This is a genomic window from Vibrio crassostreae (assembly GCF_024347415.1).
In the GTDB taxonomy this organism is placed as follows: Bacteria; Pseudomonadota; Gammaproteobacteria; order Enterobacterales; family Vibrionaceae; genus Vibrio; species Vibrio crassostreae.
This window is the reverse complement of the sequence record NZ_AP025477.1, coordinates 1,584,799-1,598,517: the sequence shown is the minus strand read 5'-3', so window position 1 is coordinate 1,598,517 and position 13,719 is coordinate 1,584,799. Positions and strand designations below refer to the sequence as shown.

Annotated in this window: 9 protein-coding genes; 1 reads left to right on the top strand and 8 read right to left on the bottom strand. The window is 45.5% G+C overall.

What is annotated here, in order from left to right; genetic code table 11:
- Positions 1-83: 83 nt before the first annotated feature.
- The 6 genes from OC193_RS22800 to OC193_RS22775 all read right to left on the bottom strand — a co-directional run bounded on the left by OC193_RS22800 (position 84) and on the right by OC193_RS22775 (position 9,667).
- Positions 84-2,198, bottom strand: a complete 2,115-nt coding sequence (locus tag OC193_RS22800; protein WP_048660523.1) for a type I secretion system permease/ATPase — start codon at positions 2,196-2,198, stop codon at positions 84-86.
- Between the two features lie 18 nt (positions 2,199-2,216).
- Entirely contained in the window at positions 2,217-4,127 is a 1,911-nt protein-coding gene (locus OC193_RS22795; RefSeq protein WP_048664433.1) for a bifunctional diguanylate cyclase/phosphodiesterase, read from the bottom strand.
- A gap of 5 nt (positions 4,128-4,132) precedes the next feature.
- Complete coding sequence (locus OC193_RS22790; protein ID WP_048660521.1) at positions 4,133-4,801, bottom strand: transglutaminase-like cysteine peptidase; 669 nt, start codon at positions 4,799-4,801, stop codon at positions 4,133-4,135.
- A gap of 59 nt (positions 4,802-4,860) precedes the next feature.
- Positions 4,861-6,252, bottom strand: coding sequence for an HlyD family type I secretion periplasmic adaptor subunit (locus tag OC193_RS22785; protein WP_048660519.1), 1,392 nt, complete (start codon positions 6,250-6,252; stop codon positions 4,861-4,863).
- A gap of 112 nt (positions 6,253-6,364) precedes the next feature.
- Positions 6,365-7,660: a sigma-54-dependent transcriptional regulator gene (locus tag OC193_RS22780; protein WP_048664434.1), complete on the bottom strand. Its 1,296-nt coding sequence runs from the start codon at positions 7,658-7,660 to the stop codon at positions 6,365-6,367.
- A gap of 84 nt (positions 7,661-7,744) precedes the next feature.
- Positions 7,745-9,667 (bottom strand): sensor histidine kinase, encoded by a 1,923-nt coding sequence (locus OC193_RS22775; protein ID WP_048664435.1) that lies wholly within the window; start codon positions 9,665-9,667, stop codon positions 7,745-7,747.
- 167 nt (positions 9,668-9,834) lie between these two features.
- Between OC193_RS22775 and pdxH the strand changes: the two genes are divergently transcribed.
- Positions 9,835-10,470 (top strand): pyridoxamine 5'-phosphate oxidase, encoded by a 636-nt coding sequence (gene pdxH, locus OC193_RS22770; protein ID WP_017061203.1) that lies wholly within the window; start codon positions 9,835-9,837, stop codon positions 10,468-10,470.
- A 96-nt stretch (positions 10,471-10,566) separates the two neighbouring features.
- Here the strand turns inward: pdxH and OC193_RS22765 are convergent, their stop codons facing one another.
- The gene (locus OC193_RS22765) at positions 10,567-11,301 is read right to left on the bottom strand and encodes a helix-turn-helix transcriptional regulator (RefSeq protein WP_048664436.1); all 735 of its coding nucleotides are present in this window, start codon (positions 11,299-11,301) and stop codon (positions 10,567-10,569) included.
- A 423-nt stretch (positions 11,302-11,724) separates the two neighbouring features.
- Entirely contained in the window at positions 11,725-13,554 is a 1,830-nt protein-coding gene (locus OC193_RS22760) for a formylglycine-generating enzyme family protein (RefSeq protein WP_048660515.1), read from the bottom strand.
- Positions 13,555-13,719: the final 165 nt, after the last annotated feature.

Below are 13,719 nucleotides of genomic sequence, written 5' to 3'. Positions count from 1 at the left end.
AAACCAAAGGGGGGAGCTGATGCTCCCCCCTTTGCTTGTCACTGATATTGATTTAGCTAGATTCTTTAAGTCACATGAGCGCTTTAACTTGCAGCTCTTACCTTACCTTGCTTCAAGTCTGACAGAACTTGCGCTTTTGGCCCGTCAGCAATAATGCAGCCCTTCTCCATTACGATCACTCTGTCTACAATGTCCAACATCGATGTTTTGTGCGTAATCAGAATTAATGTCTCGCTTGGTTGCAATTGGTTAAGCTGGTGCTTGATGTGCATTTCTGAACGGTTATCCATCGCACTGGTCGGTTCGTCCATCAACAGCACTGGAGGACGGCCTAGGAAGGCTCTAGCAATGGCAATTGACTGACGTTGACCACCAGACAGCAAACCACCGCCTTCGCCCACTTGGCGTTCTAAGCCTGCTGGATCTTGCTGAGTAAAAGCGGTAACACCTGCACGGTTCGCAGCATCCATTACATCACGGTCATCGACCAATGGACGACCTAAGGTAATGTTGTCTCTTACTGAGCCATAGAATAGGTTACTGTCTTGCGGTACACAGCCTATATTGCGTCGTACGTCGACATGATGCAGTTGCTCCATGTCGGTGTCATCAATGCGAACATGGCCTTCTGTGGGCTTATACAGGCCCATAATCAGGCGCTCTAGAGTCGTTTTACCTGAACCAATTCGGCCAATGATCGCCACCTTTTCACCAGGTTTAATATGCAGTGTTAAGTCTCTGATAGAAGCGACTGGCGAGTCAGGGTAGTGGAACGTCACTTTGTCTAACGCGATATGACCTTGAATAATCGGGCGGTGAATGTAGCGTTTGCCTTCTTCTTGTTCATCAGGCATCGACATGACTTGCTCAATCAGAGTCATCGACGACTTCGCTTGGTTATAACGTGTAGAAAGCAAAGACAGTTGAACAAGAGGACCAATCGCACGGCCACTCAGCATGGTCGCAGCAATCAAGCCACCCATAGTCAGTTCACCTTCAGCAATGAGATACACACCAAAAATGATCATACCTACGTTAGTACTTTGCTGAACAAAGCCGGCGGTGTTTTGGATGCTGTCTGTGATGCGTCGGCTTTTGATATTCCAATTTGCCATGTGCGCAACCGCTTCTTCCCAACGGAATTGGAACTGACTCTGCGCGCTGAACAGCTTAACCGTCTCTAACCCAGCCAAACTTTCAATCAAGTTCGCGTACTTCTGAGAAGCAAGACGAGAGCCCTCTTCAATAGTACGACGCAGTGGACCTTGGATTAACAGTGCATAGATGATCAGAATAACCACGCCGACAACAGGAACAAATACAAGGTTTCCGGCCATTAACCAAATCAACGCCAAGAACATCAGCGCGAATGGTAAGTCGATTAACGAGCCGATGGTTGCTGAGGTAAAGAACTCACGGATTGATTCGAACTCTTGCAAGTTTTTGGCAAAAGCACCGACAGAAGCAGGCTTTGCTTCCATACGAATCCCTAGTACCTTACTAAACAGCTTGGAAGAAATGAGGATGTCGGATTTCTTACCGGCAACGTCAATGAAGTAGCTTCGCATCAATTTGAGCAGCAAATCGAATAGGAACACGACAAAGATACCACTCGCTAGCACCCACAAAGTTTCAAAGGCAAGGTTGGGAACGACTTTGTCATACACCAAGCGTGTGAACATTGGCGCGGCTATCGCGAAGATATTGATCAGAATGGAGGCTATCAACACATCTCGGTAGATGTTTTTTGATTCCCAAATGGTACTCCAAAACCAATGCCCTTTACGTGTTTTTAGAACCTCTGGTGAACGTTCATCATAGCGAAACTGTTTCTTTACCAAGAAGTAGCGGCCGATGAATTGTTCTTTCAGTTCTTCGACAGGAATGATGATTGGCACCATTCCGCTTTCCGCTGTAATGATTTCCGCTTCTTGCTTTTCTAAATCAATGCTGTTGAGAACGCACGCCTCACCTTGTTTAAGTAGTAAAACCGCAGGCAGAATCAGGTGAGGTATCTTTTCCAAGTCGGAACGGTTTTCTTTCGCCACCAATCCTGCTCGCTCTGCAGAACGAGGGAATAGGAAAGGGGTTAGCTTTCCGTCTGATAATGGTAGCCCATTGATCAACGCTTCAGGCGAGTTAGCTAACCCGTAATATCGGCTAACGTAGATCAGTGAGTTCAATAGTGGATCTTGCATGTGATATAACCCTTACAACTATTTATCAACAATGAAGCCTTGGAACACTTCTACGTAGTTATCAGACAAGATATCTAGCTGAGTCTGAGTTTCTATTCGAGACGCGATGGTGGTGACGCCTAGGTTGTGAGCGGTTCTAGAGATCGACGTTAAGGTGAACTTTTGTTTTTCGTCATCCAGGTTATGTGTGAACAGGTAATCTAGCTTCACATAGCTTGGACGGTATTCGTTGATGTAATCCAGAGATTGGAAGTTACGTCCGTAGTTATCGACACCAAACACCGCTTCAGCATTGCGAATGGTGTTACACAATAGTGCCGTGTAGTGCGGAACGTTGATGAAGCAGTTTTCTGGAATCTCAAAGTGCAACAGGTGAGCGATTGAAGTATTTTGTTCAAGCGTCTTACCGATCCAGCGGATGAAGCTTGGTTGAGAAATACTGCTTGGCGAAATATTGATAGCAACAGGGCTTGTTACTTCTTTCGCATTCAGTTTTTCAATCATCTTCTCGATAACGTATTGGTCGAGAATGTGGCTCATTTCAAGCTGTTCTAGTGCGTACAAGTACTGGTTAGCACCGTAACGCACGCCATCTTTTTCAATCGCAGAGAATACTTCTTGGTGATACGTTTTACCAAAGGCATTATTTGCAGCCTGAAGACGGAAGGTAATGAGGTCGTTGATGATCGCTTCTTCAACCAACATACGCCATTGTTGTTTACCCATCACAGCGCCGTGATCGTCTGCGGTTACGTAACCGTAAGCAAGCTCTCGGTTCGCCTTGGCACTTGAGAGTGCGTTATCAACCAACGACATGATTTCGGTACTGTTTTTTCGGGTGTTGCTGTATGTCACACCTAATGCGATGTGTGGATTCGCCGTACCTGTAGGGTCTGAACCTAGGTTTTGAATGCAATTTACGATGCTGCCCGCGACAAGTTTAAGTTCGCTTTCGTCAATGTTCGGCATAATGAAGCCAAACTCGTCACTAGAAATACGGGCGATGGTGATATCTGGTGATGAAATTGAAGCCTGTAGCTGTTCAGCCAGTTGATGAACCAAGGCATCACCCTCTTGGTAGCCTTTTTCGTCGTACTCTTCACTAATAAATTCGGCTTTTAGTACCGCTAAACCACCTAAGCTAGACTCTTCTAACCACTGGGTTAACTGAGACATGTAGTAAGCACGGTTACCTAACTGAGATACAGGGTCGATATACGCTCTTTCACGCAGCTTTTGAGCTTCTTTCGCTTGGTTTTTAAATGCCAGTTCAACTTGAGTCGACATGTGGTTGATACCGTCGACAACCAAGGTTAGATCTTTTGTCTTTGGACGAGCTAGAGGTTCGCCAAACTGGTTCTTGGCGATCTGATCCATCTTAGTAATGATCAACGAGAGCGGGCGTAAAGCGCGTTTAAGGATCCAAGATATAGACACTAAACCGAGCAAGAAGATCGTGCCAAAGATGCTTAATAAGCGGATGAATGCTTGCCAAAGTTGATCGTAGGCAGGGCCTGGATGACTTACGATCTCTACTTCTGCCAGTTGCATCCAGCCACTGGTGATCACGCGGCGGTCATGAACAGGCTCGAACAGGTTTAGGTTGGTAAACCACTCCGGTACGCCAGTTGGCTTTACAGGGTATGAGCGGAGAATGTCATCACCGCTGTCGAGAAAGATCAATCGAACGACGGAATAAGAACTGCCATCAAACAGGGCGTTGATTACAGACTCCACTGCCACCTTGTCTTTTTCTTCTAGGTAAGGGGCGAGAGCCAGTCCAACAGTATTAATGGTATTACTTACCTCAGAGCGTTGCTGCTCCTCTAAGTATCCTCGGGTGGTATTGAATTCGATCATAAAAACTGACGTCATCAGCAGTATGAACACTGCAACCATCCCGACCACAAGCTGTTTATATAAAGTCATTGTACCTACTCATCGTAATTGATAATGGGTTTGTTTAATTTTAGAGAGCGCTCACGAGAACGTAAGTCGTTCCATAAGCTCAATCTTGAAGATTTCCCTGCTAATTTACCGCTGCCCGCTGCCGATTTTATCAGCCAAAGATTTTTACCGTTGAAACTGTAAATCGGTCGTAGATCTGGGCGTTTGGAACCGCGTTTAATTTCAGGGTTTAAGTTGTCCAAAATTAGTGGCTCTGCACTCGGTGTTGAGTAGTACGCCAACACCATATGGAATTGGTTTAACTCCAGTGCTTTTACGTACACTAATCGCAATTTCTTATCTGGGACGCCCAGTTCAAGCAAAGAGAAGTATTTTGCGATAGTGAAATCTTCACAGTCACCAGCATTGCTGCCTAAAAACTCCAGTGGTGTTGCCCAATAGTCGTTTTTTCCCCACAGTAAGTTGTCATCGACAAAGTACATCTGGTTGAAGAATTGGTTCACTGACCTGAGCTTCTCTTTTTCACTTAATCTGTCGTATGACGTCATGTTTGAACGCCACGTTGCTACTCGCTTTCCGGCTCTATCGCCGTAGGTTTTGGTCACCGCATCTATCCACCTTTGGTCGCTCTTGTTGAGCGCCACAGAGGTAAAAGAGGTAAGAACTAGCAGCAATAGCGAAATCCGAGACTTCATAGCCTCTGCTCTTGTCTATTTACTGCGTACTGAAAGGCGTTATCAAACATCCAACGTCCTTACTCTTTTAGTGCATTGTTTTGAGCACTTAATAGTGGCTTCAACATGTACTCAAGCACGGTTCTTTTGCCTGTGATGATATCGACTGAGGCAGTCATGCCCGGAATGATTGGCAACTCTTCGTTCTGTCCAAAATTGTGTTTTTCGGTGCGCACACGCACGATGTAGAAGCTGTTGCCTTCTTCATCTTGAGTGGTATCGGCACTGATGTGCTCTAGTACGCCTTCTAGACCGCCGTATTTAGTGAAGTCATAGGCACTGAACTTAACGATGGCAGTCAATTCTGGGCGTAGGAAAGCGATATCTTGTGGGGCGATTTTCGCTTCAACCAAGAGAGAGTCTTCTGTCGGTACAATCTCAACGATGTCCATACCCGGTTGGATAACACCACCGACAGTATTAATGCCCAATGTTTTAACGGTGCCAGTTACAGGAGAAACCACCACAGTACGGTTTACTCGGTCTTCAAGGCCAACAGCCGATTCGGTCATTGCAGAGAGCTTATCTTGCGCTTGATTGAGCTTTTCTTGTTGTTCGGAGCGGAAGTTCAGGGCAGCATCAATACGGCTGAGCATGGATTCTTTGATTGCTGAGCGTAGCAGAGGGATTTTTAGCTCGCTTGAGGTCATTTCTCGGCGAGTGTCGTTCACTTGTCTTTGCAGTTTAAGTAATTCAATTCGTGGTACCACCCCTTCATCGGCGAGGGGTTTGGTGATATCCAGTTCTTGGCGAGCAAACTGGTAACTCTGTTTTAGGTTGCGAACCCGCGCCTTAATCTCAACTAGGTCTTGCTGTTTCTGTTCAACTTGTTGATCAAAAACAGAAAGTTGGTTTTTTAGGTTATTCAGATCTTGACGATATTCGGCTTTTTGGCGATTAACCAGTTTAGGCTGAAGTTCGTAGAATTTTGGTGGAAAGGCGAGTTTACCGTAATCAAGCAACACGCTTTTTTTCCACTCTTCAACAGAGAACTCTTCGTTAATGACGACACTGGTTAATGAAGCGGATAGCATCAACACGTTGGCGGTTAAGTTCGCCACTTGTTGTTCACGTTCGCGGAAGTCCGAACGGAATCGAGTGTCATCGATCAACAGTAGCTGCTGACCTTTCTGAACACGTTGACCTTCTTTAACTAAGATCTCTTTAACTAAGCCACCTTCAAGGTTTTGCACCACTTGGATTTGAGAGGAAGGGATCACTTTGCCTTGGCCAACGGTAACTTTGTCGATCTCTGCCCAAGCAGACCACCCAATAGCAGCAATAAAAAACAGAACGATCACCCACAACATAATACGCGCACTGGTGGGCGTATTGAGGAGTAGTGCCGCTGTTTTATCGTCGACATACTCAAGCTCGGTCTCGTTCAATTTGCTGAAATTTTTCTGACTCATAACAGTCCTTGTTCGCTAAGTAAAAGTGCAAGCCTATTGAGTGTATTCTTACTTCTTATAAATGTTAAGATTTTGTTCCTTTAAATCTTTGAATTTATATATTTTTTAAGACTTATCGGTTCTTGAAATCGGTTTTATCGAGCTGATGCTTTCTTAGTTTGTCATACAGCGTTTTTCGCGACACCTGCAGCTCTTGTTGTACTTCTTTTAAACGACCTTGATGGCGATGTAGTGCCTCAATCAAGATAATTTGTTCAAAGCTATCGGTACGTTGGTTTAACGACTGTTGTTGTTCTTCAATGCTGACGTCGAGTTCGTTATCGTCATTTTGCTCATTAGTATCGCTGTCGAGCGACGGCTGCTTAATTTGAGTCAAGACTCTGAGTTCGGCATGCTGGCGAAGCTGGCGAATGTTCTCTACCCAATGCGTTGCAATGAGTCGTTGAATCTCTTTTTCTGTAATAACGGGCGGCGGCAACTGATAGCGACTTGCTGCACCGCGAGCAAAGTGTTTGAACAAAGACCCAATATCTTCCGTTCTTTGCGCCAAGGGTAGTAAATTAAATTGGCGCAGTTCACCTGTAATTGTAGTAGGAACTATTTTGGTTGCGATAATGATACAAGTTGCATTGGTCTTGCATGAGTTTTCACGAAGTAGAGTGGGTTTTAGATTCGCTAACCACAGCCATTGATCCTGAGTTAATGCTTCTGTCTCATGGATATAGATCGTTCCACCTTGATGCTTCAAGAACAGTTGCAAAACAAACTGATGAAATGTCGCTTCGTCACTGCGTGGCAAATTAAACGCAGCAACAGGGCAAAGTTCCGCAGTTTGATGACTGTGTAAATCATGAGTGTATTGTGCTGTGACCCTTTTCCCCGTCCCTAAATCACCAACAAACAATAGAAGTGGGTTGGTTTTGGTGTCTAAGGTGATCAGTTCTCGGCGTAATGCCTGCATTGATGGCGATTGACCAATCAGTTTTGGGCCCACCTGATTTTGCATCGCCAACTCTTTACGCAATAGGTTGTTTTCTTCAACCAGTGCGAGCTTATCTGCGGCTTTTCTTACTGCTGTGAGGAGGGCATCGACCACAAACGGCTTTTCCAGAAAATCATAAGCCCCGGCTTTCATCGCAGATACCGCGGTTTGCACGTCACCATGCCCGGTAAGTACAATGACCTGAAAATGAGGATTTTGGCTCAGTAATTTTTGCGTTAATTGAATGCCATCCATCACCGGCATGTGAATATCGGTAATGACAATCCCGGCTTGCGTGGTATTTATCTTCTTTAGAGCCTCAATAGCATTAGGAAAGCAGACGATATCGATGCCTTCAATCAGCATGGCTTGTTCTACGGAGTCTCGGATAGCGGGTTCATCGTCGACAAAATAGAGTTTGGGCATAGAGTGCAAAGCCGAGTCCTTAGCTGTATGTGAGATTAGCAATAATGTGAAATTCGTTTTCTCGTTAACAATACCAATTCTGCGTCAGTTGTTAACTTTGTATAACGGGATATTAAGCGAGAATACCATGCCTGACGGCTCCAACTGGGCTGCACTGATCGAGCCGTGATACGCTTCAATAATCCGTTTAGATATAGAGAGTCCAAGCCCTAAACCTTCAGGCTTAGTGGTGAAAAACGGGTCAAAAAGTTGTTCAAGCTTGTCGGCAGACATACCAATTCCGTTATCCCAAATGATCACCTGACACATGTCTTCATGCAGTTGCCATTCAACGCCTATCTGCGGAATAGCCTGTTGGTCTGCTGTTTGTTGAACTGTTGTTTGTTGGAGCAAGGTTTGTTGATCTATGGCTTGCTGCTGAAGAGCTTGAGTCGCGTTGTGAATCAGATTCACCAGCACTTGTTCGAGCTCGGTCGGATGAATCGCGATATTAATGTCATCTGGTACCGTGCTTAACCTGAGCGTGATGCCTTGCTTGATCATCAGTGCGCTGAGAATACTGGTGGCATTGTTGACCGCTTGATGCAGGTTGGCTACATGATGCTCTTGTTTGGTGACCTTGCGAGTAAAGACTTTGAGTCGCGCGATGATGTCGGTAATGGTGTTGTTTAGGCCAATCATTTTCTCAAGATTACTTTTCACCAAATCGGTTCGTTCCATTTCAAGCAGTTTTAAGCTGTTCTCGCTGTAGGTTCGCAGTGCTGCAAGTGGTTGGTTGATTTCATGATTAATGCTGGCTGACAGCTCACCAAGTACCGCTAATTTCGCAGTTTGTGTTAGCTCTTGTTCTGTCTGCTTTAACTTCAACTGCGACTCTTGGTATTGAAAGATGGTTTGTTGCAGCTGTTGATTGGATTGCTTCAAGTAGTGAGTCCGTTTATCAACGGTTTGCTCTAAGTTTTGGTTGAGTCGGGTCAACGCCACTTTCGCTACGTAGGTTTGGCGCCATGACCAAGCAATAAGCATCACCAAGCTGTAAATCACGACGAAGATGACATCGATCTGCAGTACTTTTATAAGCTCAGCCCGAGTCTCTTTTAGTGCGACCACTTGGTACTGATTGTTACTGACGGCAGCTGGGTAAAGATTAAAAGTACCAAGCTTGAATAACTGGTTAGCCGTGAGCTCTTTTTGGATTTGGTTGGATTGAAGGTTGTTAGATCGATTAGCGTTAGCTTCTGGTTGAGAGCTTGAAGAGCGAAAGACTTCGATGATCGAAATTTCGCTTTGACCGTATTGGCGTTGAATTGCGATATCCGTTTGTTGTTGCTGCGTTAGTGGCAACAATGAATGGTAAAGCCACGGAGCTTGGCTTGATAGAAATACCACTTGGTTAGAGTCGAGTACCACAATCTCAAATTCGTCGCTGGTTAGGATGTTTTCGAGGTTCTCTAAGCTCACTTTTACGGTGATAACACCAACAATGTCATTCTCAACATACAGCGGTGAAGATAGAAAGTAACCGCGTACATTCGAGCGGGCACCCAGTGCGACGTAGTGTGTGTTGTTACCTTGAATGGCAGAAGCAAAGTAGGGGCGAAACGAGAAGTTCTCACCCACAAAGGTGCGAGGCTTTTGATAATTACTGGAAGCGACCACAGTACCACTTGGGTCATGGATATATATAGTGTCGGCCTGGCTTTGATTTGACCATTCAAACAGCAATTGATTGAGCTGAGCCGCGGAAATCTTGTCTGTTTGCGGTGATGAGTCAAAATAAGAAAGCAAGCGCGGGTCATGACTGAGTAAGTTCGGGATCTGTTTGAATTTGTCCAATTCAGAATCAATTTGTAGGTTGGCTTTATTGGCCGCTTCATTGAGTTGCTGAGTGACGATTTTTTCTTGGAACTGTACTGCCATAAAGTGGGTTGCGGTCAGCCCTGCTGCTCCCAGTAACAACGAGAATAAAACAAAAGGAGTCATTAGGTTAGGCAGTATTTTGGTCACTTGGATCTCTGCTTGTCATCGGTTTGCATAAAGATTATCAATATGATGGATAGAGTACCGAGATCTTGTTAACACCGAACAGCTTCTGTGAGACAAAACCATGGCTGAGACTTGTGTTTCAAAGGATTACAGCGCAAAATCACAAAAAAATTGAAAGGAGCAACCAAATGGAACTGACAGATATTCGTCGCGAATACGCTAAGGGTGGATTGAGACGTAAAGACTTGGCCGCAGACCCGATTGAGCAATTCAATCTATGGCTAGAGCAAGCCATTGAAGCGAAGTTGACGGACCCTACTGCCATGACAGTTGCTACGGTTGATGAAAATGGTCAGCCATTCCAACGAATTGTTCTGCTGAAGAATGTTGATAAAGACGGGTTCGTTTTTTACACCAACTTGGGTAGCCGTAAAGCGCACCAGCTTGAGCACAACAGCAAAATCAGTTTGCACTTCCCTTGGCATCCACTTGAGCGACAGGTTCATATTACGGGCACGGCTGAAAAGCTGACGGCTATGGAAAATATGAAGTACTTCTCGTCACGTCCAAAAGAGAGCCAATTGGCCGCGATTGCAAGTAAGCAGAGTAGCCGCATCTCAGCTCGTGGGATTTTAGAAGGTAAGTATCTAGAGCTTAAACAGAAGTTTGCTAAAGGAGAGATCCCAGTGCCTTCTTTCTGGGGGGGCTTCCGAGTTCGTGTCGATAGTATTGAGTTCTGGCAAGGTGGTGAACACCGCTTGCACGACCGTTTCTTGTTCTCTCGCCAAGACAACAGCTGGGATATTGATCGCCTAGCGCCTTAGGCTGCTTGATCGCTTAGCTGTTAACCGATCCAAAAATGCCGTTGATGAGACTTATCAACGGCATTTTTTTGTCTGCATTTTCAGTTGAACAGTAAATCAGTCACTGTGCAGAACAACGGAGATCTGTTTTTTGAGCAGAGTTTCTGGGATCACTGAGCCTAATCCTGAGTCCAATGCATACTCTATTAACTGGCTTTTACTACGTGCATCAAACTTCTGTTTCAATCTAGCGACATGACCTTCGACCGTTTTGATTGAAATGTTTAACGTCGACGCGATGTACTGTGGTTTCTTGCCGAAAAGCAGTAAGAACAGCACTTCTGATTCTCTCGAAGTCAGCCGCTTTTGCAGTTTAGACACGCGCGGCTCTGACCCCGCAAGCGATGCCTGGTTGCCTTTTGTTCCTGTTGCCTGACAAACCCAATGACCGACCTCTAAGATCGCGGTATCGGTAAGCTCTTGGCCATAGAAGATGGTGCCTTGGACGTTGTCGTCGTCATCAAGCCAAGGGGTTTTAGTAAAGATATGGGCGTGCCAGCGTCCGTCTGGATAAGGGTGAATATCAAGGATCTTAAGGGTACTGCGTGTATCCATCACATGTTTGTCTTGAGCTCTGAAATCTTGTGCGCACTCAGTGGTTTGACTGGGCATGTCGAAGTCAGTCAAGCCAGTACAAGTCTCGCCCTGTTTTAAGCCGATCAATTGGTTGTAAGCAAGGTTGGCGTACACGAAGACCGAGTCAGTATCTTTGCAGCCCCAGCAGCCTGGAAGTTGCTCGAATAAAGAACGATGTATGGAGTTGAGTGGATCTGGCAATGTTTTATCTCGCAATCAGAGGTATCACAATGATATCAGTTTCTTATAGTGCTGCAATGGCCATTTGAGTTTGAAATCTACACGAGAAATAAAGGGTGAATATCAGTTGAACGGACTGCTGACTAACTGTGTCAATCTCGGAGAATCGATGGGCATAAAGGGTAATAAACAGGCAAAAAAAAGCCAGCCTGAAGAGGGGCTGGCCAAAGACAAGATATGCCTTGTCGACATGTAGAAGATTTTCAGTCTAATTTACGAGGGTCAGGTAAATTAAACTGAGGCATCAATTTGATACCCAGAGTGACTTACTACTCTATCGACGAATCTACTCCTAGGAGTGCTTATGCATAAGGGGGGAATTCCCCTATAAATGCTGTTCAATGTGATAATTGAGAACCTAGAGTAAATATTTAAGATTTTGCTCCTGTGATTGGGAGCCTATAGATCTCTTACTACTCGGAATCCTAAATAGTTAGCTGCGGTTGAAGGTGGTACGTACAGTTCGTTATACACTTTCGCTTCTTCCGGAGAGAAGCTCCACGCGCCACCTTTCGCTAAGCCTTTCTGAGCGGTTGTCCATTCCCATACGTTCCCCACCATGTCGTAGAAGCCTGTTGGCGTTGGCAGGAATGACTTAACTGGAGATGTGCTAACGTTTGACCAAGGTGTACCCGCCCAGCCTGTATTGGCTTTGCCAGAGCGGAATTCGTTGCCCCACCAGAAGTTGGTGTCTTGGCCTGCTCTTGCTGCAGCTTCCCACTCTTGTGGCGTTGGCAAACGGTAAGTGAAGCCTGTGTTTTTAGATAACCAACGAGTATAAGCTTTGGCATCATTTTGGCTAACACAAACGACCGGCGAGTTATCTGCTTGCTTAAAGCCTGGGTTCTGCCAGTCATTGTCTGAAACGGTTGTGATCTCTGCATTGACGAACGTATCGCAGGTGTTCATCAGTTCTGCGTCTGTCTGGTAGCCTGTGCTTTCAACGAATGCTTTAAAATCTTGAACACGAGTCGGAGTTGCGGCTAATGCAAATGGCTGTTTGATGGTCACTTGCTTGGCATTGTTTTCACCCAGCAGGTAGCGACCAGATCCAACCACAATCATTTCAGGGCTCTGAATGTCGTTACCCATAGGGTCGGCAAACTTAGTGCCGACATTCAATGAATTCTGTTTGGCTTGTAGTACGGCTCTTAGGTTGTGATCGCGGGCTATTTTCAGCTCTTGATGGAAAGAAAGGTAGCCTTCTTTTTCGATCGTGACCATGTGCTGGCCCGTTGGCAACATTACTTCAACCGGTGTGCTGCCATAGTTCACGCCGTTGATAGAAACATTGTCGTTGTATTGATTGGAACGCACCACCAAGTTAACCCAAGCGACTTCTTTTTGCTGGTCGTTGGCTTGTTGCTCGCTTTGCGTGAAACAGTTTGATGATTGAATACCAAGCAGACGACAAGGTGTGTTCTTATCTGGGCGTGTTTCTAGGTTCGCCGCAATCACCGCTCGGTAACGGTTATCTTCAGAAAAGCCAGAGGATTTCACTTTGTGTTGCAGAACATGAATATTCAGCGAAGCAGACGCAAGGTGTTCTTTCACTGTGTTCGATTCAGTCGCGTTATCTACCAGACTATGTTGGAACTGTTTTACCGCTTTTTGAAGTGCCAAGGTCACCGTTTGGTCTGAACATTGCGCCAGTGTCATATCGCTGCTGCAACGGTTAGTAAAGCTCACTGTTTGCTCTTCCGTCTGAGTGATCTCGTTTCTTAGTCGCTCTGCTCTTGCTCTTAGCTTGTCTTGATTTAGGGTTGCGATTGAAGCTTCTGCCGTCGCTTTCTCGGCTTGAATAGCCTCAAGTTCCATCACCAAGCCTTGCTGCTTCTGCTCAGAGTCTGAAATCGCAAGCTTGCCTTTTTTTACTGTTTTCCACGCGTCTTGGAATAGGCTTTGAGCTGGCGAGATGTCGAAGTCGGGCTCATCAATCATGCGCGTATAATCTTGCTCTAGGCTGGCTTTCGCTTTTGCGAGTGTTTGCTCAGCTTGAGCTGATAACTTGGTTAGACGTGCCGTTTGTTGCGCTTGATTGTCGACTTCATTTTGTTTGTCAGCCAGTTTCTTCTCAACAGCCGTTAAGTCGGCATGCTTTTCGAATAGTGAGCTTTCAATATCGGTGACAGAAGGCGCGATCGCTGGTGGTGTTGCTTCTGCGAAAACAGCAGGAGTCATTAGGCAGGGAGCAAGTGCAAATAGTAGAGTAGGAAGACCTTGGCGCATGATGGGCTACTTCAATCGTAATTTAGGTTAATCGAATATTCTAAACGAGAACGCCATTTCGTCTGCAGCTACTGTTTATAACGACTATACAAGGTTATAACGATCATACAGTTTATAACTATCAACAAAATGGCGAGTGTTCATTCAGCTTTGTGAAATAGGCAC